Source organism: Rhizobium sp. SG_E_25_P2 (assembly GCF_029892285.1).
Taxonomy (GTDB): Bacteria; Pseudomonadota; Alphaproteobacteria; order Rhizobiales; family Rhizobiaceae; genus Rhizobium_E.
In genome coordinates, this window is record NZ_JARXVM010000013.1 from 143,224 (window position 1) to 164,396 (window position 21,173).

A 21,173-nucleotide genomic window follows, 5' to 3' on the forward strand; every position below is an offset into this window, starting at 1 on the left:
CAGGATGACCTATACGACGACATTTCATCAGCTACGGGCCGCCATACTCTTCGCCGCCTTTACGGCGGTTGCGGCCCAGCCGGCCCTTGCGCAGGAAGGGTCAGTATTGACGTCGCTCCAGAGCGAGATCACGACTGCAGCGAAGGGGTGGGAAACCACCGTCATGGACGCTGCGAAATCTCTGTTCTGGATCCTCGCAACGATAGAGATCGGCATTGCCGCCGTCTGGCTGGCAATTCAGTCCGCCTCTTTGGATAGCTGGTTCGCCGAACTTGTGCGGCGGATCATGTTTGTCGGATTCTTCGCCTTCGTGCTCGCGCAGGGACCAACCTTCGCCAAGGCTGTCGTGGATAGCCTCTTTCAGATCGGCGCAGGGGGAGGGACGGCGTCACCAGCTGACGTGTTCAACGCCGGTCTCGCATTGGCAACGAAAATGTCGGAGAAGGTGCAGTTCGGCCTCTTCGAGGACAATGCGTTGGCAATCTCGGCCGCGTTCGCGATGGTCGTGACGGTCATCGCGTTTTCTCTGGTCGCTGCAATTTTCGTTTCCGTCATGGTCGAAATGTATATCGGGCTTCTGGCGGGCATGATCATGCTCGGCCTTGGCGGTTCGTCCTATACCAAGGACTTTGCAGTCCGCTACCTGGTCTATGCTTTCTCCGTCGGGATGAAGCTGATGGCGCTCGTCATGATCTCCCGCATCGGCTCCGAAGTGCTGATCGGCCTCGCTAACCAGCCTGATATCGGCGACCAGTTTCAAACCGCTCTCGCCATCGCTGGAATTGCCGTCGTCGTTTTCATCATCGCGATGTACGTCCCGAACATTATGCAAGGCGTTGTGCAGGGCGCATCGGTGTCCGGAGGAATGGAAGCGATCCGCCACGGTGGCCAGGCGGCATCTTTCGCCGCAGGCGCTGGCTTCCTCGCCGCCGGCGCTGCCGGCGCGGGCTTTGCGGCGGCGCAAGCTGCACGAGCTGCCGGTTCATCCGTTGCAGGTGCCGCTCTTCGCGGCATGGGCGCAGGCTTCAGTTCCGGCGCGCAAGCAGCCGGGTCCGCCGCGAAGGAAAAGGCAATCGGCTCTCCCGGCGCCTATGCGGGGTCCATTCTCGGGCTGGCCAATTCCAAGCTTGATGAACAGCGCGGCGGCCATAGTGGACCGAAGTCGCCTCCCGAACGCAACGACAAACCGTAATTGAGACAAGGGAAAATCAATGGCAGCGAACCGCGCCCCGGAGAACCCGTATCTTGCCGCCCGCCAGGAATGGAGCGAACGCTACGGCTCCTATGTAAAGGCCGCCGCCGCATGGCGTATTGTTGGTGTCCTCGGTCTGGTCATGGCCGTCATCGGTTTCAGCTACGCGATGTATCTGAGCACCCAGGTGAGGCTCGTGCCTTACATCGTCGAGGTCGACAAGCTCGGAACCGCAGTCACAGCAGGCTTTCCGGAGCAGATCGAGTATGCCGATGTCCGCGTGGTGCGCGCCACACTCGGCAACTTCGTCACGAGCTTTCGCTCGATCACTCCGGATGCGGTGGTGCAGAAGCAATATATCGACCGCACCTACGCCCTTCTTCGCACGTCCGATCCATCGACGGAGAAGGTCAACGCCTGGTTTCGAGGCAATTCTCCATTCGAGAAGGCGAGGTCTTCGACAGTTGCCATCGAGGTCAACAACATCGTGGCGCTTTCGAACCAGACCTATCAGATCGACTGGACGGAATACGAGCGGGACCGCAAGGGCAAGGAGACCGGCACACGCCGTTTCCGCGGGATCGCAACGGTGACGCTCACCGCGCCACAGGATGAGGCAACGATCCGCCTCAATCCGATCGGCCTCTACGTCCGGGATTTCGACTGGACGGCACAGCTTTAAGGGCAGGGATTCTTTCAATGAAAAAAACGGGATTGATCGCAGCCGCCGGCTGCATGGCCGGACTCTTAGCTGCGGCGGGCGCGCAGGCGCAAAGCATGACGAGCAACGAGGTGAAGGGAACAAATCTATCCAGAAAATGGCGCGGCACGCCGGGACTGGTCACGACAGGTCCGGACGGAAAGGTCATCTTCCTGTTCGGCGAGACCCAGCCGTCCGTCGTCTGCTCGCCCCTCCAGGTCTGTGACATCGAACTTCAGGGGGGCGAGATTGTTCGCGACGTCCTCGTCGGTGACACCGTGCGCTGGAAGGTGGAGCCGGCCACCTCAGGGGCCACAGGCGGACAGGCGATCCATCTCATCGTCAAACCGTCGGAGCCGGGCCTTCTCACCTCAATGGTCGTGACGACATCACGGCGCACCTATCATATCCAGCTCAAGTCCCATCCGAGCCAGTATATGGCGCGCATTGGTTTCGAATATCCGGAAGACGTGTCGACCAAGCTCGCCGACATCAACGCCCGTCTCGAAACGGGCGGCATTCCGGGCGCCGCGCCGGACAAGCTGAACTTTTCCTATTCAATCAGCGGCGGTGCTTCGTGGAAGCCCAAGCGGGTCTATTCGGACGGGGTAAAAACCTACATCCAGTTCCCGAAGTCGATCTCGGGCCAGGATGCGCCTGTGCTCTTCGTCGTCTCGGGTGGTCAAAATCGTATCGTCAATTATCGAATGAAGAACGACATGATGACCGTCGACTATGCGATCGACAAGGCGATCCTCGTTTCGGGAGTCGGTTGGCGGCAGCAGAAGATCACCATCCGGCGGGGAGGCTGAACAATGCGCAAGCCTCTCGCATTCTTCATCGCGGCCGCGCTGCTTTCGAGCTGCCAAACGGCCGACGACGCACTGACCACCAGCTCGACCCCGGTGGCCGTCACGGGACCGGCTGCAAGCGCCATCGCCGGCGACATGGCAAGCCGTCTGGCTGAACAGATCGGCCCGGCCGGTGCTACGACCACGATCAAAATGGAGACGGATACATCGGAGTTCGCATCCGCCCTCGAGGCGGCCCTGAAGGGCTGGGGCTACACGGTCGTCACGGACGGCAAAGTCGCCAAAGACGTCAAGCCGGTCGAGCTTGCTTATGCAATCGAGGGCTTCGACGGACAGGTGCTGGCGCAGGTCTCGACGCCTTCCATCGCTCTGGGCCGCGCTTACACCCCGACGCTGGCGGGTGCTGTGCCGGCCAGTCCCCTTTCGATTATGCAGCGCAACTGACGGAGATTACCATGGTCCAGTCGCTCCAGCTTGGCACCTCGAGCCAAGCCGCCGATCAGCAGGGCATGCGGCGGCTTAACCGCCTGCCGATCATCGTCGCCATCATTGTCATCGTGCTTTTCGTCGGCGTCGTTGTGATTGGTCTGTCCCTGCGCGGACTTTCCTTCAATCGTAGCGACATCGAGAGCGCTTCCAACAGCCCTGCGACCAATTTCGGCGACCAGCTTAAGCGGGGTGTCACGGACGGCATCATCGGTGAGCCCGAAAGGCAGGAAGTGTTTCAGCCGACACCCGTCGTGGTCGAGAAAGAGGATAAGCAGGAACCGGTCGTCGAGCGCCAGTCGGTTGAGCGACAAGACCGCCGGCAAAGGCTCGAGTCGGAAGAGGAGTGGAAGGCTCGCCTGAAGCGAGAGCAGGATGAACAATATATACGCGAAGCTCAGCGCCAACGCATGGCGCGTCTCCAGGCTCGTGCTACGGCGCTCGATTCTCCGCTGAAGGTAGACGTATCCGACATCGATACGGCGGCAAACTCCACCAACGATACTGGCCGTCAGCAAACAAATGTCGCGGCAAACAGTGCATCCGACCTTTATGCCGCCGCCATGAAATCCGGACTGATGGGACAAAACGTCGATCAGAACGGGCAGACATCCAAGGAGGACTTCTTCAATCAGGACATCAAGGACCTCGGCTACCTGCCCAACCAGGTCGTGCCACAGATGTCACCCAATGAATTGAAGCGCGGTTCGGTCATCCCGGCGACATTGATCACCGGCCTCAATTCCGACCTGCCGGGGCGCATTACCGCTCAGGTCAGCCAGAATGTCTACGACAGCGCGACCGGCTACCGCCTCCTTATTCCGCAGGGCGCAAAACTCTTCGGTCGCTACGATTCCAAGGTGTCCTTCGGCCAGGAACGGGTTCTTGTCGTCTGGACGGATCTCATTTTTCCGAATGGGTCTACCCTGCAGATCGGTGGCATGGCCGGCACGGATGCCGAAGGTTATGGGGGTTTCAAGGATAAGGTCGACCGCCATCTGTGGAGGACTTTCGGTTCGGCCGCGCTGGTAGCATTGATCGGAACAGGGATCGACATGTCGATGCCCGAGAGTTCGACGCTCGCGACGCAGGATACCGCCTCGGATGCAGCACGACGGAATTTTGCCGAGTCTTTCGGCCGGGTAGCGGAAGAGACGATCTCGAAGAACCTGAACGTTCAGCCGACGATTCGCATCCGGCCGGGCTACAAGTTCAACGTCCTGGTCGATCAGGATATTATTTTTCCGTCTATCTACAATGGCCGTTAACCAGCTCCGGAACATCAGATTTCCGCTATTTCGGTGCTCTGGCGGGGCTATTCCGCACAGCGAAAATCAGTACGCCTGAAATCTGTCCTTAAACCATCATGTTTTAGTTCGTTAGGACTTGAATACCCGGAAAAGCTGAGTAGACCTATGACCTGAAACGACCGTGGATATGCTTCGCGCAGAAGGTAACTGCGTTTTCGTCGGAACCGAATGGGGGCAGAGAATTCGCAACCATGGTCCGATGCACCGAACGGCTCGGGTTGGCCGAACGGTGGCACCCTGTAATTCGCGGCGCCAGCAGGGCGCGACGAGGGAGGTTCGCAGCTGCGCAGTAGGAGAAAAGTCAGTGGACAGTGACCTTCGCTCTCTCATCGATATGACAGAAGCCGCGCACGATGAACGTATGATCAAGAGTGCTCTGAAGACATTTGCGCACGCATGTGGCTTCGAGCGTTTTGCGTATCTGCAAACTGAGGGGTTGGAAATCCGCACATTCAATTCCTATCCGGAGGAATGGCAGGGCGTCTACCTCGAAAGCCAGTATTCCCGGATAGACCCGGTCGTGTGGGAAGCAAAGACCCGCATGGAAATCTTTTCGTGGACGGCCGACGATTGGCCCGCTCGGGGGGCCTCCGAACTCAGGCGCTTTCGGGATCAGGCGATCGATCACGGCATTCGCAGTGGAGTGACGATACCTGTCGAAGGAAGTTTCGGCTCCACGATGATGCTGACGTTTGCATCCTCGGCACAGACGGCTGACATTTCAAAACTGCTGGAAGCGCAAAAAGCGATCCGGGCGGTCCTGGCGATCCATTACCGCCTGAAAATGCTTGCTGCGACTACAATTGTTCCGCCTAAGCGGTTGCTTTCACCAAGAGAGGCAATGTGCCTGAAATGGGCGGCGAAAGGAAAAACCGCACCCGAAACCGCCATCCTGACGGGGATCAATCCAAGGACAGTGCAACACTACCTGGATAAGGCGCGAGAAAAGCTAGAAGCGGCGACCGTTCCGCACCTCGTCGCAATCGCCAAGGATCACGGCCTGCTATAACGTCAATCATCGACATCGGGAGCAACCTCAGGGACGTAGCCAAGCGCGTCGATGATTTCCGACAGCACCTCCTGTTGGGCTTCGGATCTTTTCTGACGCGCGACATACTCGTCCTGCAGGCTCTTTAGAACGGCAGCGGAAACCGACGGATCGGCGCTGGCGCGAGTCCATTCCTCATATACGGCTTCGTCGGCGGCAAGAAGGCGACGGTGTTCCTGGATCTCAGAGACGGCCAGTGCCTCCAGTTCAGACTTTTGCATCGAACTGTAGCGGGGTTCGCTTTCGTTTCTGTCGCCGCTGGTATCGGATGAGCTTTGGTCGTTCATCCGCTTCTCCTCAATTTCATTTTCTGACCGGGCGCAACAACGCCTTCGTCCGCGTTATAGAGTTTAGGCCATAAGTGCACGGCCTGTCTTCCAGACCATACACATTATATCCGGAGGGAGTGGATGATCGACTCGGGGATCAATATCACATGGCTCACGGAATCGGAACTATCGTTCCTGGAACGATCATTCCTATTCAGGTCTCGCTTACGTCATGGATCTCAAGGAGATCATGGCGATCAACTTGCGTCGGATACGTCATGGCAAAAAACTGACGCAGGAAGAACTGGCGGACCGGTCGAGCCTTAGCGCGCGCTATATCGGTGCGATCGAGCGCGCCGATGTTTCCGCCAGTGTTACCGTCCTTGGTCAGATAGCCGAGGCGCTGGATGTTGACCCAGCCGAGCTCGTGACAAAATCTCGCTGACGGGCTTGCTCTCAGTTTTCAGTCGTTTTGACAACCAGCACGGAATATGGCTTACTGTCCTCAGTCCTAGGACAGCGGACACTTAAAATGAAAAGCCAAGATATCGTCATACTCCTCAAGCTCATCAGCCTGCAGGACCAGGAGTTGGAAAAAGGCACCGACCAGTTGCGATCGGAATCGCTAGGCGGCGATCCTTATTCCGTCCGAAATCTGGAAGCTCTGCTCGGCATTAGCAAGACCGAAGTCGGTCAGTCGATCAATCGGAGCATTTCCTCTGGAATTGCACGGAAAGACAGCAAGTCAAACGAACCACGACCGCATCGCAGAAATCTTGTCAATTTCATTATCAATGGGCTGAAGTTCGTCTTTCCTGCACATCCTGGAGCGATGCAGCGGGGCATCCCCACGGCTTTCGCAGCGCCGATGCTCGAAAGCCTGTTGATGAGCGGCGGTAACTACAATTACGTCTGGCCGTATGCCAGCGCTCAGGAGATGGGACAATCCATCGATCCGCTGTTCAGAAGCGTACCCGAAGCCGTTTTGAAGGACGAACGACTTTACGAATATCTCGCGCTTGTCGATGCAATCAGATTGGGAAACCAACGAGAAACCGAACTGGCTAGTGACCGGTTAAAATCGAGGATTCTCGCCAAATGATCACAGTACGCGGCCAGCTACTCGAGATGCTAAAAACTGTGGCAATCGCGCTCGGCGATGACCTGCGCGGTCGGCTTGTCTTTGTGGGCGGATGCACGACCGCGCTTTTCATCACTGACCCGGTGACGCTCGAAGACGTTCGTGCCACCGACGATATCGACCTTATCGTCGATTTGGCAGGGTTTGCGGAATGGGCTCAGTTATTGGAGCTGCTTCGGATGAAGGGCTTTTCCGAGGCCGCCGATGAAACCGTGATCTGCCGTATGCGGCTTGGGCCGCTTAACGTCGATTTCATGCCGGACGACGAAGCTATCCTTGGCTTCAGCAATCGTTGGTACGCTCAAGGCATCAAAACCGCGACGACGCATCCGCTCGCGGAAGGTCTGGAAATACAGGTTTTGACGCCTGCCCTGTTCGTCGCCACGAAGCTCGAAGCTTTTGCAGGTCGCGGAAATGATGATCTGCTTTTCAGTCGTGACGCTGAAGATATCCTGCTCGTCGTCGACGGACGAGAAGCGCTTCTGGAGGAAATTTGGGGCATTGGTGAGGACGTCCGCACCTATATAGCCGAGCGCTTCACCGCCTTGATCGCGCTACCCGACTTTGACGATTTCCTTGAGGGGAATATCAGAGGACCAACGGGCCGCGTGGATATTGTTCGGGAGCGCTTCATTGCTATCAGCCGCTGCGGAAACGGTGGACCCGATGCACGTTGACGCTCAATGGCGTAGCCGTCAGGGCACGAAGACCCATGACAACCGCGATCATGCAGGCATCGCCACCCGGCCGGGAGAATTTCTTGGAATTGTCGCTGATGGTTCCACCACTGGCCAAAGCAATGGAGAATACGCCTGCGCCATCATACGAGCACTGGTCGACTGGTTCGCCGGAACAACGGTGGGCGTGACACCCGATGGCTTGGTCGAGCGGTTGCGGATCATCCAACAGGGTCTGATAGCGGACTTTCCAAGAGGCTCCGCCAGTTATGTCATCCTGCATGCCGCCGAGAGACAACCCGTTCTGGTCCTGCATGCCGGCGACACACTTTTCGGCAAAGTAGCGGACAGGTCCGAAATTCAGTGGCGAACAGAACCCCATACGCTTGCGAATGCCTTGGCAAAGGTGCCATTGCCTGAACTCGCCAAACTTCCCGCACGCCACCGTCTCATCCGCAGCCTCCGTTCCAGGGGGTTCATTGCGCCGGAAGTCACCAACGTCGATCTGACGGCGGATACGCTGTTAGCCGCGACGGATGGGTTCTGGGCGGAACTATCGCAAGTCGACCAGATGTCCTATTTGGACGGCCATCGGTGCGAGAGCATGCGTGACTATGATGACTGCAGTGTTCTTTGCATGAACATCACTGAAACCACCTACCCTGAGACGACGTTCAGCGCCGAGGCTGCGGCAAATTTTTACATTCGCAGCGCGAGCTAGCCCCAGGCTCAATTGTACCGCACTTCCAATTCATGGACTTCATTTGGCGCCGCCTATGCGAGATAGATCGATCCGTATCCCCGCGGTGCCGAGATTGCCGTCGGGCACCTGACTCAGATCAGCGTCGGCATCGGAATGTTCGGGAGCACCTGCGTGCCTATCCACGGCATTTGCTTGGTCGATCGGACTAGCACCACCGGGGTCCTCCACCTGAAACACGCTCACGCCCTCGAACTCACCAGTCTTCCATGCGTAAACCGCATCCTCGAAAATCTGCGGGAAGACGTCTTTGCTCGTGGGGTTGCCATACCATTTCGCGACGATCCTGAGGACCTTGGCAAACATCGCCGTGCCTTTGCGCAGGTTCTGGCAGGGGTCGACCAAATCGGGCTTCAGGTCGGTCGCTTCCTTGACGCCAACGCCTGCGGGTAACTGGGTCAGCCCAACGCGAACCACCGCCTGGCCAGCGTATTGCCGTACGATCGCCATCGCCTCCTCGGCCGATGCCGCTTTCGGAACGAGGATCAGTCGGCCGCCCGATTTGACGGTGACATTGAGGGGATCATCAGAGCCCGCTGCCATCACGAACTGCTCGATGATCGCGGGCTTGAGGGAAGTGTCTGCGCATTCTTTTATCAGGGCGGCGTCTAGCATGGTTTCTCCTGGGCCGTCAGGTGTTGAAGGCAATGACGAGCGGTTTTGCGAAGAGCTTTGCCCATGCGGTGGCAGCGGCGCGCTGAATGGCGACGATCGACGTCCCATCGGTCCACCATCCGTTTCCGACGGCAACGACGAGATCGGGATCGTGGAGCATGGACTGGAGGATCGGCCAAACGATCAGTTGTTCGTAGCAGATCAGCGGCGCTGCCCGGCTGGCACCGATCGAGACGACAGGGTTCGCGAAGAAATTCGCCCTGGCGCCGCCGCTCTCCCCGAACCAGGATCGCCATGGCTGCCACATCGAACCGGGAACCGGCATGCGTTCGCGATACAGGATGCGGCCTCCCTTCCCGTCGATCGCGACGAGGACGTTGTCATAGCCCTCGGCGTCGAGCAGCGCGGCGCCAGCGATGACCGTCGCATCACCCTCGCGAAGGGCGCCTGTCCAAACCCTCTCAACGGTCGGCGTCCAAAAACCGAGCGCACTTTCGGGCAGCACCACGTAGCGGGCGCCACCGTCGGCGGAAGCACGCACCGATGCGATCATGTCACGCTGGCGATGGAGTCCGGCCTCCCGACCGAGCGAAGCGCCCAATTCCAGATCGACGCCGCGCCAGGCTTCCGGTAGTTTCGGGTCAGTCCAGGTAACGGCGGACCACAGCCAAAAGCCAGTCAAGGCGATGGCGACAGCTTGCCAGATGCGGGTTGCGAGGCCTGCAAGGCCAGCTGTCAAAAACCAGAGCCCCCACCATCCCCATCCCGGAAACAGAACACCCGCGGCTGTGACGGGATGCGCCCAGCCCGTGATTCCGAAGGGCGGGATGGACATGATGATGGCTGCGAGGAGATAGCGAAACGGACGCGTGCGCGCGTTCATCGTCCAAAGCAAGGTATGCACCGTGACAAAGCTCAATGATGCACACAGCCAGAGTAGCAGGCCTGGCCAGATATCGGACGAATAGAAGGCGGCGACACCCTGTGGCAGACCACGGGACGCGGCCAGGAAATATCCGGTGGAGACAAGTGCCGCAACTGATCTCGTTCGCGCGATCGACCACAAAACCGGGAACCCCAGTGCAACGGGTAGAAGCAACACGTAACCGCTCCAGCCCACCACGCCGATTGCGATCGAAACGAAGATCAGCAGCGCCGGCCGCAGGTAATCACGGCACATAGGTGAACACCTCCTGCGCCAGCCCGAGAATACCGGAGATCGGCACCGGGCCAAAATATCGGGAGTCATAGGAGCCGGGGAATGCGGAATACAGGAAGACATGTCCTGGCGGTACGATGCCGCTCGGAAAGGGCGTTAACGGCCGGCCTTTTCCATCACGTAGTGCGAGACTGGAAGAGGAAACCACCCGTCCATCCACGCTCACGCTGTCGCCGATTTCGACATGCTGTCCTGCGACGGCGATCACCGTCTTGATCAACGGTGCAACGCCGCCCGGGCAGGAACCGGAACGGAGATAGCCACGCGCTCGCGCCTCCCCCATTTCCGCGGTTGCCAGTGGGCAGATAAACACCAGGTCATTGACAGCAACGGGACGATCGAGCGGAACAATGCGCCACAGGCCGAGGGGCTCGCTCGGTGTCAGATTGACGCGGTAACCACCGGCGACGGCAGTCACCACCAGCAGGATGGCGGCCACCGCCGCCATCGACAGAACCACAATGGCTCGTCGTTGCTGCGTGGTCATCGACCGGCGGGTTGCAGCCCCGGTCATTTCAGCGAGAGCCCTTGGCTCTTGGTTTGCCGCAGCACCTCGGCCTGCTTGAGCGCTTCCGTCGTTCGTTCATCAGCGGCAAGTTGCTGGACCGTCCGCATGGAATTCCACGCGGACTGGACCTCCGCCTTCTGGCCGGCCGTCATCCCTGCTGTGACGGTCTGGAATGTCTTGCCATCAGTGTCTTTCGCCGCCAGAGGCAGGAAGGTTCGTTCCCCGAAACGTTCGGAAACCGCCTTTGCGAAACCTTCGAGTTCTGCCTTCACCATTTTGTCGGCGAGCGCGTATTCGAGGCCAGCCGGAAGATCGTTGCGATCAACCGCATCACGAATGCGTTCGAGCGTTTGTTTGGCAGATGGTGAGAGTGCCGGGATCTCGACCGAAACCTTGAGCCGGACCGCGCGCTCCTCCGTCTCATGTTTGATTTCGGCCTCGGCCCGCTCACGGAGGTAACGTTCAAGATTTCGGGCGAGCGCCGGCACGTTGGCGATGGCTTTTTCCCGGTCCTGCTTGTCGCCACGGCTCGCGAGTAGACCGGTCTTGCCCTTAAGTGCGCCAAAGCTCTCTGGCTCGCCGGCAATCCTTGCCAGCGTGGACTGCGCGACCGACTGGTCCTTGACCATGGCGTCGACATTGATCGCCTTGAAGGCAGCTTCCGGCTTCGCGTAGACGAGTTGGAAGCGGGTCGAGACATCCTCCCATTGCTTCTTGAGGCCGGGATCGGCGGCGAGCTTGTCTTCGACAGCCTGGTCGAGCGATTTGGGATAAGTGGTGATGCCTGATACCATGGGCCTGGCCTCCTTGATTGTGTCCGGGATGGAGTGTTTGGTGCTGCCGCGGACCAGCCCGAGTGCCGCTCCGATGGCAGCTAGACGGGCGCCGAGGTCGGCGAGCTTTTGTTTCTGCCGGACGGTCCATTCGAGGCGATCGCGAGCGACCGTTCGGGCGACGTTCATGAGGTGCAGGCCGCGGGCTTCCGCGAAGTGCAAGGCTTGGCGGTAGAACGACGCCTTCTCGTAATCGAGGGTCGTCTCCTTGGCGTTCCGGCGCGACAGGATCTGGATGAGGCCTCCGGATTTCGCGAAGGAGCGACTGCCGTAGTAGACGGCGAGATCCTCACGATGGCGCGTCATGGCCACATAGGTGAGATGCCGGTCCAACGAGAGGGAAGCAAGCACCTTCACCCGGTCGACGGTAACGCCTTGGGCTTTGTGGATCGTCGTCGCATAGCCGTGGTCGAGGTTGTTGTAGAAGCGCTGCTCGATCGTGACCTGGCGCCGGTGCTCGCCTTCACCAACCTCGGCAACGATCCGGCCGGGTGCAGCCTCAAGCACCTTTGCGAGCATGCCATTCTTGACACCAAGACTGCCCTCGTTCTTGAGGAACACGATCTGGTCGCCGGTCGCGAACATGCGGGTTCCGTCCTCTGTCTTGAACGCAAAACCGTCTGCGACGATACCGCGCTCGACCAGCCTGGCGCGGGCCATCTCGTTGAGCTTTCGGACGTCGCGGCGAAGGTGTGCGAGGATCAGGCTGGTCTTCGAATGATCGTAGTCGTGGTTCCAATCGGCAATGAGGCTCTCGACCGCCTGCGCCTTGAGGTCCAACCCTCTGAACTGCCCATGTGCACGATAGGCATCGACCGCTTTCCCGACGTCGCCGCGCGCTAGGTCGAGCGAAGCGTCGCGCATCCATTGCTGGCGCTGACGATAGATCGTTTCGAGTTCGGCATAGCCGATCCGATCGGCGACCGCACGGAAGGCGGCACCCGCTTCGATCGGTTGAAGCTGTTCCGGATCGCCGACAAGGACGAGCTTTGCCCCAGCCTTGGTGACGGTTTTGACCACCAGTGCCATCTGTCGCGACGACACCATGCCGGCCTCGTCGAGTACGAAGACGGTCTTTTCATCGAGCTGGTTACGACCCTGGTTCCAGCGCAGTTCCCACGACGACAGCGTGCGGGCAACAATGCCAGCTTCCTTCTCCAAACCTTCGGCGGCTTTGCCAGCCAACGCTCCGCCGACAACACGATAGCCGGCCGCCTCCCACGCCTCGCGCGCCGCCTTCATCATCGTGGTCTTGCCGGCGCCGGCGCGGCCGATGACAGCGGCAATGCGCGCGGCCCCAGCGACATGCTCGATTGCCGTTCGCTGCTCATCCGACAGACGGGAATGGCGCGCAAAGGTCGCCTGCAGCACCGCCTCACGGACGCCGTGCGAGGTGCTTCCCGACAGCCAGATCGCGCGATTGGCCATTTCGGCTTCAAGTCGGACCATCTCCCGCGTCGTGTACTTCGCGGGTTCCCGAATACCGGTCGCAAAGTCGATGCGCTCGCGTTCGAGCCGAAACGCTTCCGGACTTTGCAGAATGCGGACCATCAGACTTCGAAACAGCGCGGCATCGTCGATATAGCGATACAGGACCCTCGCGACGTCGCGTTCGTCGAAGACGCTTTTCTCCCGGGTGATCAGGTCGAGCACGATCTCCGGACGGCGCTGGATGCGGCGGGCGTTCTCCCTGCGGCGCTCCTCCTGAAGCTCGATGCGTTCGAGTTTGGGAGTCGAGGTCTCCGACTTGTGGTCGGATTGCTCGGCCTTGCGCTCGATAGCCTTGGTGCCAACACCGAGGTGAATGGTTGGCTCTAGCTCTATTCCCTGCTTTTCGAAGGAGCGACCATCGATGCGGATATCCAGGCCGGCAAGCGCCAGATGTTTGTTCTGGCAGGCAAACCAACCATCGCGAAACGCATTGAAATCTTGCACGCTACCGGCCCAAAGCTCATAGACAATCTTGCCGGCGTCATTTCGGATTGGCTTGCCATCCGGGCTGAGCACCGCGACCTTCTTCGAACCGAAACCGTCTTCGGTCAGCGGCCGCAACGTGGTCATGAGGTGGACGTGAGGATTGCCGGGCGCGTCGTGATAGACCCAGTCCGCGACGATGCCCTGCGCGGTGATGTGGCCCGCCACAAAGTCGCGGATGAGCGCGATGTTCTGCTCGGCCGTCAGCTCGATCGGCAGGGCAATGGTCACGTCCTTGGCGAGCTGCGCGTCGGATCGCTTTTCGAACCCCTCTACCTTGTTCCAGACGGCCTCGGACGCCCCGGACACCGACCGGTCGGCGATCATCGAACGAAGCCATTCCGGCGCGTCGGCAGGGATCACGAACTCCTCATGCAGGAGCCCCTGCTTTCGCGTGTAGTCGATCGTTCGGGCTTCCCGCTCGAACTCCATCTTGGCGCAGTGCCGGTAGGCCGCCGACAGGACGGCGCTGCGGCCGGAACCACGAGCGACGACGCTGACGGAGAAGTGAGGGACGGCCACGGCGGAGTTCTCTCTCGGTTGCGAACGAAATCAATGCGTTCGTCGGGAGCGGCGGCCCCGCCAGGCTCTCTCAGCAACACGCCGCGCCAGCGACGTATAATTGCGCCCTTGGAAGCCGCTCCTTCGGAACGGCCGGGATCATTCCCGAAAGCATCGCCCTTGGCGATTGTAGGATTCACAGTAGTGCGTTCCGCACCCTGTTCCGAAAAACTGGGTTGGAAAGACAAGCTTTCTCACCCAGGAGACGATCGGACATGAAGAAGCCATCCTCGAAAATCCGTGATGAAATCGCCAAGCTGCAGGAACAGCTCAAGCTCGCCGAGACGAGAGAAGCGGAACGGATCGGCCGGATTGCGCTGAAGGCGGGCCTTGGCGAGATCGAAATCGACGAGGCGGAGCTTCAGGCAGCGTTTGAGCAACTGACCAAACGATTTCGCGGAGGCCAAGGGGGAGAAAAGGGCGCTACGACCGGAGGGAAGAAGGGCTCCGGCGACAGCAGCGGACAGGCATCGACCGCGGCGGACGCGTCTGGCCCGGGCGCGGGCAGCGCTGGCGAGGCTTGAACGCATGGCGAGGACGATGACATCCGACGCCCGCAAGAAGGATACGCGCGAAAAGATCCAGCTCGGCGGCCTGATCGTCAAAGCCGGGCTGCGCTACGAGAAGCGCGCGCTGTTGCTGGGGGCGCTCATCGACATCGCCCGCCGCATCAAGGGCGATGATGGCGAGCGATCCAGGCTCACCAAACTCGGCGTGGAGGCATTCGACAATGACGATCAATAGGATTGCGCTCGTCATCGTCCCAACAGCCTTGATGATCCTGACCGTCATCGGAATGACCGGGATCGAACAATGGCTTGCAAGCTTCGGAAAGACCGAGGCCGCACGAGTGGCATGGGGGCGGGCGGGCATCGCATTGCCCTATGTGGTGAGTAGCGCGATCGGAGTTCTGTTGCTGTTCGCGACCGCCGGCGCGATCAACATCAAGCAGGCAGGTTGGGGGGTCCTTGCCGGATGCTGCGGGACGATCCTGATTGCGGTCATTCGCGAGACGATGCGCCTTGCGGCTTTCTCGAAGGCACTCAACGCCGACAAGTCGGTCTTCGCTTATCTCGATCCAGCAACGGCGATCGGAGCGGGCGCTGCACTCATGTGTGCCTGCTTCGCACTCCGCGTTGTGCTCATCGGCAATGCGGCGTTCGCAAGGGCCGAGCCGAGGCGCATTCAGGGCAAGCGGGCGCTCCATGGAGAAGCGGATTGGATGAAGTTCACAGAGGCGGCGAAGCTGTTTCCCGATACTGGTGGCATCGTCATCGGTGAGCGCTATCGTGTCGACAAAGACAGTGTCGGTGCCCGAGCGTTTCGCGCCGACAGTGCGGAGACGTGGGGCGCCGGCGGCAAGTCGCCGCTGCTGTGCTTCGATGGCTCGTTCGGTTCGTCGCACGGGATCGTCTTTGCCGGGTCCGGCGGTTTCAAAACGACGTCGGTGACGATCCCGACAGCCCTTAAATGGGGCGGCACGCTGATCGTGCTAGATCCATCGAACGAGGTCGCGCCGATGGTCTCTGCACATCGCGGCGGAGCGGGAAGGGACGTGTTCGTTCTCGATCCGAGGAAGTCGGACATCGGCTTTAATGTCCTTGATTGGGTCGGACGTTTCGGCGGAACCAAGGAAGAGGATATTGCCTCGGTCGCCTCATGGATCATGAGCGACAGCGGCGGCGCGCGCGGTGTCCGTGACGACTTCTTCCGCGCGTCGGCGCTGCAACTGCTGACGGCGCTGATTGCCGATGTCTGCCTGTCCGGTCACGCGGAAGAGAAGGACCAGACGCTTCGGCAGGTGCGCATGAACCTCTCCGAACCAGAGCCGACATTGCGCAAACGGCTGCAGGACATCTACGACAATTCGGGCTCGGATTTCGTGAAGGAAAATGTCGCAGCCTTCGTCAACATGACGCCGGAAACCTTCTCCGGCGTCTATGCCAACGCGGTCAAGGAGACACACTGGCTTTCCTATCCGAACTATGCCGCCCTCGTGTCGGGAAGGAAATTCGCGACTAGCGACATCGCGGCGGGAAACACGGACGTCTTCATCAACATCGACCTCAAGACCTTGGAGACCCATTCCGGTCTTGCGCGGGTCATAATCGGCTCGTTTCTGAACGCGATCTACAATCGCGACGGGCAAATAGAGGGGCGCGCGCTGTTTCTGCTCGATGAGGTTGCCCGCCTCGGCTACATGCGGATCATCGAGACCGCGCGCGACGCCGGACGCAAATACGGCATCACGCTGACGATGATCTACCAGTCGATCGGCCAGATGCGCGAAACCTATGGCGGCCGCGACGCGGCAAGCAAATGGTTCGAGAGTGCCAGCTGGATCTCGTTTGCCGCGATTAACGATCCCGAGACCGCAGATTACATCTCCCGACGCTGCGGCATGACCACGGTCGAGATCGACCAGGTCAGCCGCAACTTCCAGGCAAAGGGATCATCGCGAACACGCTCGAAGCAACTCGCTGCCAGGCCACTCATCCAGCCCCATGAAGTCCTGCGCATGCGTGCCGACGAACAGATCGTCTTCACCGCAGGAAATGCGCCGCTCCGATGCGGGCGAGCCATCTGGTTCCGGCGCGATGACATGAAGGCATGCGCTGGCGACAACCGGTTTCACCGGTATTAAGTGCCGACCTTGGGGCAGGCTAATCGCGTGCTGACGCTGCTCAACGCTGGCGTCAGAATGAGGCGTATTGTCCTCCCTTCATGTTGCCAATACAGCGCGCCATGCGACGTTACGGCGACAACCAGTCGCTGATGTCAGGCTCGGCAATGCGTCTGCAGCGAGAGGATCGTGACCCCGCGGGGCGGAGACCGCTTGCGGGCTCCGGTCGCAGCGCGACTAGAGCCGTGCGCCTCTGCGCCTCGCCCGAACGCTATTCTTCACCAGAATGAATCGGTCGCACCTTTTGGATTCATATATGTCGTTGGACGTGGCGGCGCTGTGTGACGATCATGCCGGCATGATTTCGCAACCCTACCAGCTCTATATAGAACGAACAGATCCAGCCAAGAACATGGCGCGGTATTATGCCATGGAGATCGAGCAGACGATGTTCGGAGAGGCCTGCCTGACCCGGCGATGGGGAAGAATCGGCAAACGCGGCCAGGAGAAACAGCATGTTTTCGAACGGGAAGAGGAAGCGGTTCGCTTGTTCCTTGATCTGTTGAAGCAAAAACGTGGTCGGGGCTATCAGCCAGCAACAACGCTCCGATATTCGCAGAGCTGACCCCAGTCGACCCCGATCTCTCAATTGGCGAAAAAGGGGCTGCCGAAGCCGCCCCCGGTTGGCGCGCTATTCGCGCCGGTTCCAGTCGGTTTCGAACGACGCCTCGATCTCGACGAAGAACGGGACCTTGACGGCCAGTTTCAGGCCGAGCTTTCCCTTGCGGAAGAAGTGACAGATCACCTTAACGAGGGCGCGGAGCCGGCGGCCGGTGGCCGCGAGGAACTGAGCGAGCTGTTGCATGGTATTTTCTCCTTTCGAAATGCTGTTATCGCGGGGATCAACCGCATGTCGGACAAGGAGGGACGCACCTGAACGGCCGAAACGGCAGTGGAGGACCTGCCGGTGCCTGAATTTTGGCACGCGAGGAGCCGCCGCACGGCGGGGAAAATTCTGGCGCCGGCAGGTTGCGGCGCGACGGACGGGATGCAGCATCCCCATGTCGATGACAGGAGATCGAAAGGAAAGCTGCGGCGGATCGCTCCTCTCCCTGCTGTGGATGGCGGCGGACTGGTAGCCCTGGTGATATGCCGCCCTCAGAAGGGCGGCTCGGCCTCGATGGAACCGTCCTGTTCGGCCAGCATCACGATCAGTTCGGCCCGGGCGATTTCGAGCTCGGCTTCGATCTGGCGGCGCTCAGTGGGCTCAATGCAGGCGTTCAGCTCGAGGCGCAGTTCTTCGATTTGTTGTTCGATCATCGTCATCTCCTTGACGTTTGAGAAAGATGACGCCCGCCGGCGGGGTGGTGGGTCAGGGTCAAGGATCGCGGATGCGACCACCAGCGGCGGTGAATGGGGGAGCCGAAATGCGTCAGCATTTTGGGGGAACCGCTCATCCTTGACGCTGATCCGGCTCCACGGCACGATTGGCTCGATTTGAGCAGACCCCACCTCTCCGTATGGCACCCGAAAAGCAGACAACGGGCTCGACGCCCGTTGTCTGCTTACTCAGAGCGGCCAGTTGGCCCCGCCTTAAGCGGCGGGGCCTCGGTGGGGATCTCAATCCCGGTTGGGGCGGGACCAGATCAACTGATAGCCGTCCTCGCCTTCGACCTCCGTGAGCGTTGCGTAGATCGGGGCCGGGAAGCTCGGGTCGTCCAGCTTGACCGAGAGGTAGTCGCGGTCGCTCTCGCTGGAGCGCTTCTGCCAGGCCGCACCCAGCTCGACATTATGCGGTGCACCGCATAACGTAGATTATGCAGAGAGCGGGATTTTGCGGAGTGTTGGTCGCTGAAGCCTGCTTTAGCCGGTGTTTGCGGTGGATTTTACTCCGCATAATTCCGGAGCCTTCTGTGCCGCTGAGATAGATAGTGCGTCTTAAAATACGGACGTCTTTGGCCTATGCTGGTCCGCAGGATCATTTAGGCGAAAGCTGCAAAGTTGGCGGAAAAGAATGATGCTTGGGAGAACATTGCGCGCATTCGACGGCGGTTAGCCGATCTGAATGACGAGCGGATCGCGCTTGAGCGTGAGCTGGAAGCGTTTGAGCAACAGCTGATTTCCGATAGCCAGGTTGCCGCCGAGAAGCCAGCCTTCGCCGATGCCCCTGTTACCAACAGCTCACCGTCGATGGAGAAGGTGGAGTTATTCCGGCAGCTGTTTGCCGGGCGCCCTGATGTCTTTCCGGTGCGATGGGAAAATAGAAAGGATGGACGCACCGGCTATTCGCCATCCTGTTCCAACGAGTGGGCGAAAGGAATCTGCGGCAAGCCGAAGGTGAAATGTGGGGACTGCCCCCATCAAGCGTTCATCCCGTATTCCGAGGACATCATCGAAAAGCACCTTCGTGGTGGCGATGCCCGGTCAAGCGACTTTGTTGCCGGCGTATATCCATTGCTGCAAGACGAAACATGCTGGTTCCTTGCTGCTGACTTCGACAAGGAAAGCTGGGCGGACGATACCAGAGCGTTGCTGGCAACCTGTCGTGCAAAAGGGATTGCCGCAGCCCTCGAACGGTCGAGGTCAGGAAACGGAGGCCATGTCTGGATATTCTTCTCCGAACCCGTTCCCGCGAAGATCGCCCGACAACTGGGGGCCGCGCTGATAACAGAGACGATGGAGAACCGCCCCGAGATCGGCTTCACGTCTTACGACCGTTTCTTTCCCAACCAGGATACGATGCCACTTGGCGGCTTCGGCAATCTGATCGCGCTTCCTTTGCAAAGGAAAGCCCGCGAAAATGGAAACAGCGTTTTTGTCGATGGCGACCTGCAACCCTACGATGACCAGTGGGCATACCTGTCGTCTTTACCCAGGTTGTCGGCGGACGAAGTCTTCAGGATTGCCGACGAAGCCGAATTGTCGGGGCGGGTCTTGGGCGTCCGGATGCCAGTCGATGACGAACATGCCGATGAGCCGTGGAAGATGTTGCCGTCACGTCGTAGCGAGCCGCGGCGAATTGAGGCTGCGATCCCGCAAAGCATCAAGGTCGTGATCGCCGACCAGGTTTACATCGATAGGACCGAGCTTCCGTCCGCGCTGATTGCGCAGTTCGTGCGCCTGGCAGCATTCCAGAACCCGGAATTCTATCGCGCACAAGCACTGCGATTGCCGACATTCGGCAAGCCGCGGATCATCTCATGTGCCGAACTTCACCCACGCCATGTCGCGCTGCCACGAGGCTGCTTCGACGAAACTGTAGAGCTGATCAGGAGCCATGGCGCGACCGCCATTCTGGAGGATCTCCGCGAAGATGGAGAGGCTCTACCCGCCGGCGTCTCGTTCCAAGGGGAACTGCGACGGCCACAATCGCGAGCCTTTGAGGCCCTTGTCGTCAACGATAACGGCGTGCTCGCAGCCACGACTGCCTTCGGTAAGACAGTTGTCGCAGCTGCACTCATAGCGCATCGGAGCCGCAACACGCTGGTTCTTGTTCACCGCAGAGAGCTTCTCACCCAATGGGTAGAGCGTCTGAGTTCCTTCCTGAGCATCGACCCAAAGCAGATCGGCATCATCGGTGGCGGGAAAAGGAAGCCGACAGGGATCGTTGATGTGGCGCTGATCCAAAGCCTGGTTCGCAATGGCGAGGTCGATGACATCGTGGGAAATTACGGTCATCTGATTGTCGACGAGTGCCACCATCTGTCCGCTGCAAGTTTTGAACTTGTCGCTCGCAGATCCAAGGCGCGATATGTCGTCGGCTTATCTGCCACCGTTGCCCGAAAGGACGGTCATCATCCGATCATCTTCATGCAATGCGGCCCCGTTCGCCATCGGGTCGATGCAAGAGTTCAAGCTGCCGAGCGTGGTATTCGCCACCGTGCCCGCGACCGTTCGACGAAGTTTGAGTTGCCAGCGTCACTCGTCTCGGCAGAGCGCCCGTCAATGCCAGCGATCTATGCGGCCCTTGCGCAGGACCAAGGCCGAAATGACCTGATATTCGATGACGTGTTGAAATCCCTCGAGGCCAAACGTTCGCCCATCCTGCTGACGGAGCGTAAGGATCACCTCGACTATCTGCAGCAGAAGTTCTCGCCGTTCGTGAAAAATCTGGTGGTGCTACGCGGCGGCATGTCGGCGAAGGATCGCAAGCAGGCCAACACGGCCTTGAATGTCGCGGATGATGATGAGCGCCTGATACTTGCGATAGGCCGCTATATCGGGGAAGGCTTCGATGACGCCCGGCTCGACACGTTGTTCCTGACCATGCCGATCGCCTGGAAGGGAACTCTGGCGCAGTATGTCGGCCGTCTGCATCGTCAGCATGATGGAAAGCGGGACGTCCTGGTCGTCGATTATGTCGACAGCACCGTTCCGGTGCTGGCCCGGATGGCCGCAAAGCGACGATTGGGTTATCGCGCGCTGGGCTATGTGATCGAATGAGG

Annotated in this window: 22 protein-coding genes and 1 pseudogene; 15 read left to right on the forward strand and 8 right to left on the reverse strand. The window is 59.7% G+C overall.

Annotation, left to right across the window (positions count from 1 at the left end; genetic code table 11):
- The first annotated feature begins 4 nt into the window (after positions 1–4).
- The 6 genes from trbL (at position 5) to M2360_RS18210 (ending at position 5,509) form a co-directional block, all read left to right on the forward strand.
- Positions 5–1,192, forward strand: coding sequence for a P-type conjugative transfer protein TrbL (gene trbL / locus M2360_RS18185; RefSeq protein ID WP_280776670.1), 1,188 nt, complete (start codon positions 5–7; stop codon positions 1,190–1,192).
- Between the two features lie 19 nt (positions 1,193–1,211).
- On the forward strand, positions 1,212–1,874 hold the full coding sequence (locus M2360_RS18190; protein ID WP_222386499.1) for a conjugal transfer protein TrbF: 663 nt from the start codon (positions 1,212–1,214) through the stop codon (positions 1,872–1,874).
- 17 nt (positions 1,875–1,891) lie between these two features.
- A complete protein-coding gene (gene trbG / locus M2360_RS18195; RefSeq protein ID WP_280776671.1) occupies positions 1,892–2,704 on the forward strand; it encodes a P-type conjugative transfer protein TrbG in 813 nt (270 codons plus the stop codon).
- A 3-nt stretch (positions 2,705–2,707) separates the two neighbouring features.
- Positions 2,708–3,148, forward strand: a complete 441-nt coding sequence (trbH, locus tag M2360_RS18200) for a conjugal transfer protein TrbH (protein ID WP_280776672.1) — start codon at positions 2,708–2,710, stop codon at positions 3,146–3,148.
- 11 nt (positions 3,149–3,159) lie between these two features.
- Positions 3,160–4,458: an IncP-type conjugal transfer protein TrbI gene (gene trbI, locus M2360_RS18205; RefSeq protein WP_280776673.1), complete on the forward strand. Its 1,299-nt coding sequence runs from the start codon at positions 3,160–3,162 to the stop codon at positions 4,456–4,458.
- A 346-nt stretch (positions 4,459–4,804) separates the two neighbouring features.
- Positions 4,805–5,509 (forward strand): autoinducer binding domain-containing protein, encoded by a 705-nt coding sequence (locus M2360_RS18210; protein WP_171520603.1) that lies wholly within the window; start codon positions 4,805–4,807, stop codon positions 5,507–5,509.
- A 2-nt stretch (positions 5,510–5,511) separates the two neighbouring features.
- Here the strand turns inward: M2360_RS18210 and M2360_RS18215 are convergent, their stop codons facing one another.
- Positions 5,512–5,835, reverse strand: a complete 324-nt coding sequence (locus tag M2360_RS18215) for a transcriptional repressor TraM (protein ID WP_280776674.1) — start codon at positions 5,833–5,835, stop codon at positions 5,512–5,514.
- A 214-nt stretch (positions 5,836–6,049) separates the two neighbouring features.
- On the opposite strand from M2360_RS18215, the gene M2360_RS18220 reads away from it, so the two are divergent.
- From M2360_RS18220 to M2360_RS18235, 4 genes are all read left to right on the forward strand, one after another.
- Positions 6,050–6,262: a helix-turn-helix transcriptional regulator gene (locus tag M2360_RS18220; RefSeq protein WP_104680482.1), complete on the forward strand. Its 213-nt coding sequence runs from the start codon at positions 6,050–6,052 to the stop codon at positions 6,260–6,262.
- 87 nt (positions 6,263–6,349) lie between these two features.
- Positions 6,350–6,919: a hypothetical protein gene (locus tag M2360_RS18225; protein WP_280776675.1), complete on the forward strand. Its 570-nt coding sequence runs from the start codon at positions 6,350–6,352 to the stop codon at positions 6,917–6,919.
- The gene (locus M2360_RS18230; protein WP_280776676.1) at positions 6,916–7,635 is read left to right on the forward strand and encodes a hypothetical protein; all 720 of its coding nucleotides are present in this window, start codon (positions 6,916–6,918) and stop codon (positions 7,633–7,635) included. Before M2360_RS18225 ends, M2360_RS18230 begins: the two co-directional genes overlap by 4 nt.
- Positions 7,625–8,356, forward strand: a complete 732-nt coding sequence (locus M2360_RS18235) for a hypothetical protein (protein WP_280776677.1) — start codon at positions 7,625–7,627, stop codon at positions 8,354–8,356. The genes M2360_RS18230 and M2360_RS18235 overlap by 11 nt, the downstream gene beginning before the upstream one ends.
- A gap of 39 nt (positions 8,357–8,395) precedes the next feature.
- On the opposite strand, the gene M2360_RS18240 is transcribed toward M2360_RS18235, so the two are convergent.
- From M2360_RS18240 to traA, 4 genes are read right to left on the reverse strand one after another with little or no spacing between them, the layout of a single operon-like run.
- Positions 8,396–9,010, reverse strand: coding sequence for a TraH family protein (locus M2360_RS18240; protein WP_280776678.1), 615 nt, complete (start codon positions 9,008–9,010; stop codon positions 8,396–8,398).
- A 16-nt stretch (positions 9,011–9,026) separates the two neighbouring features.
- Positions 9,027–10,190 (reverse strand): conjugal transfer protein TraB, encoded by a 1,164-nt coding sequence (locus tag M2360_RS18245; protein ID WP_280776679.1) that lies wholly within the window; start codon positions 10,188–10,190, stop codon positions 9,027–9,029.
- Positions 10,180–10,743: a conjugative transfer signal peptidase TraF gene (traF, locus tag M2360_RS18250; RefSeq protein WP_280776680.1), complete on the reverse strand. Its 564-nt coding sequence runs from the start codon at positions 10,741–10,743 to the stop codon at positions 10,180–10,182. Before traF ends, M2360_RS18245 begins: the two co-directional genes overlap by 11 nt.
- On the reverse strand, positions 10,740–14,066 hold the full coding sequence (gene traA, locus M2360_RS18255; protein WP_280776681.1) for a Ti-type conjugative transfer relaxase TraA: 3,327 nt from the start codon (positions 14,064–14,066) through the stop codon (positions 10,740–10,742). Before traA ends, traF begins: the two co-directional genes overlap by 4 nt.
- A 254-nt stretch (positions 14,067–14,320) precedes the next feature.
- Between traA and traC the strand changes: the two genes are divergently transcribed.
- The 4 genes from traC to M2360_RS18275 all read left to right on the forward strand — a co-directional run bounded on the left by traC (position 14,321) and on the right by M2360_RS18275 (position 17,353).
- Positions 14,321–14,629: a conjugal transfer protein TraC gene (traC, locus tag M2360_RS18260; RefSeq protein ID WP_280776682.1), complete on the forward strand. Its 309-nt coding sequence runs from the start codon at positions 14,321–14,323 to the stop codon at positions 14,627–14,629.
- Between the two features lie 4 nt (positions 14,630–14,633).
- Positions 14,634–14,849 carry a type IV conjugative transfer system coupling protein TraD gene (locus M2360_RS18265; RefSeq protein WP_280776683.1) on the forward strand — a complete coding sequence of 72 codons (216 nt, stop codon included), beginning with the start codon at positions 14,634–14,636 and terminating at the stop codon, positions 14,847–14,849.
- Complete coding sequence (gene traG, locus M2360_RS18270; RefSeq protein WP_280776684.1) at positions 14,836–16,749, forward strand: Ti-type conjugative transfer system protein TraG; 1,914 nt, start codon at positions 14,836–14,838, stop codon at positions 16,747–16,749. Before M2360_RS18265 ends, traG begins: the two co-directional genes overlap by 14 nt.
- A gap of 295 nt (positions 16,750–17,044) precedes the next feature.
- The gene (locus M2360_RS18275) at positions 17,045–17,353 is read left to right on the forward strand and encodes a WGR domain-containing protein (protein ID WP_280776685.1); all 309 of its coding nucleotides are present in this window, start codon (positions 17,045–17,047) and stop codon (positions 17,351–17,353) included.
- 66 nt (positions 17,354–17,419) lie between these two features.
- Here M2360_RS18275 and M2360_RS18280 read toward each other — a convergent pair whose 3' ends face one another.
- From M2360_RS18280 to M2360_RS18290, 3 genes and pseudogenes are all read right to left on the reverse strand, one after another.
- Positions 17,420–17,593: a hypothetical protein gene (locus tag M2360_RS18280; RefSeq protein ID WP_280776686.1), complete on the reverse strand. Its 174-nt coding sequence runs from the start codon at positions 17,591–17,593 to the stop codon at positions 17,420–17,422.
- Positions 17,594–17,886: 293 nt separating this feature from the next.
- Positions 17,887–18,048, reverse strand: coding sequence for a hypothetical protein (locus tag M2360_RS18285; protein WP_280776695.1), 162 nt, complete (start codon positions 18,046–18,048; stop codon positions 17,887–17,889).
- A gap of 300 nt (positions 18,049–18,348) precedes the next feature.
- Positions 18,349–18,516 (reverse strand): annotated as a pseudogene (locus tag M2360_RS18290) (DUF736 domain-containing protein); the annotation flags it as partial.
- Positions 18,517–18,729: 213 nt separating this feature from the next.
- Here M2360_RS18290 and M2360_RS18295 point away from each other — a divergent pair.
- Positions 18,730–21,171, forward strand: a complete 2,442-nt coding sequence (locus M2360_RS18295; protein WP_280776687.1) for a DEAD/DEAH box helicase — start codon at positions 18,730–18,732, stop codon at positions 21,169–21,171.
- Positions 21,172–21,173: the final 2 nt, after the last annotated feature.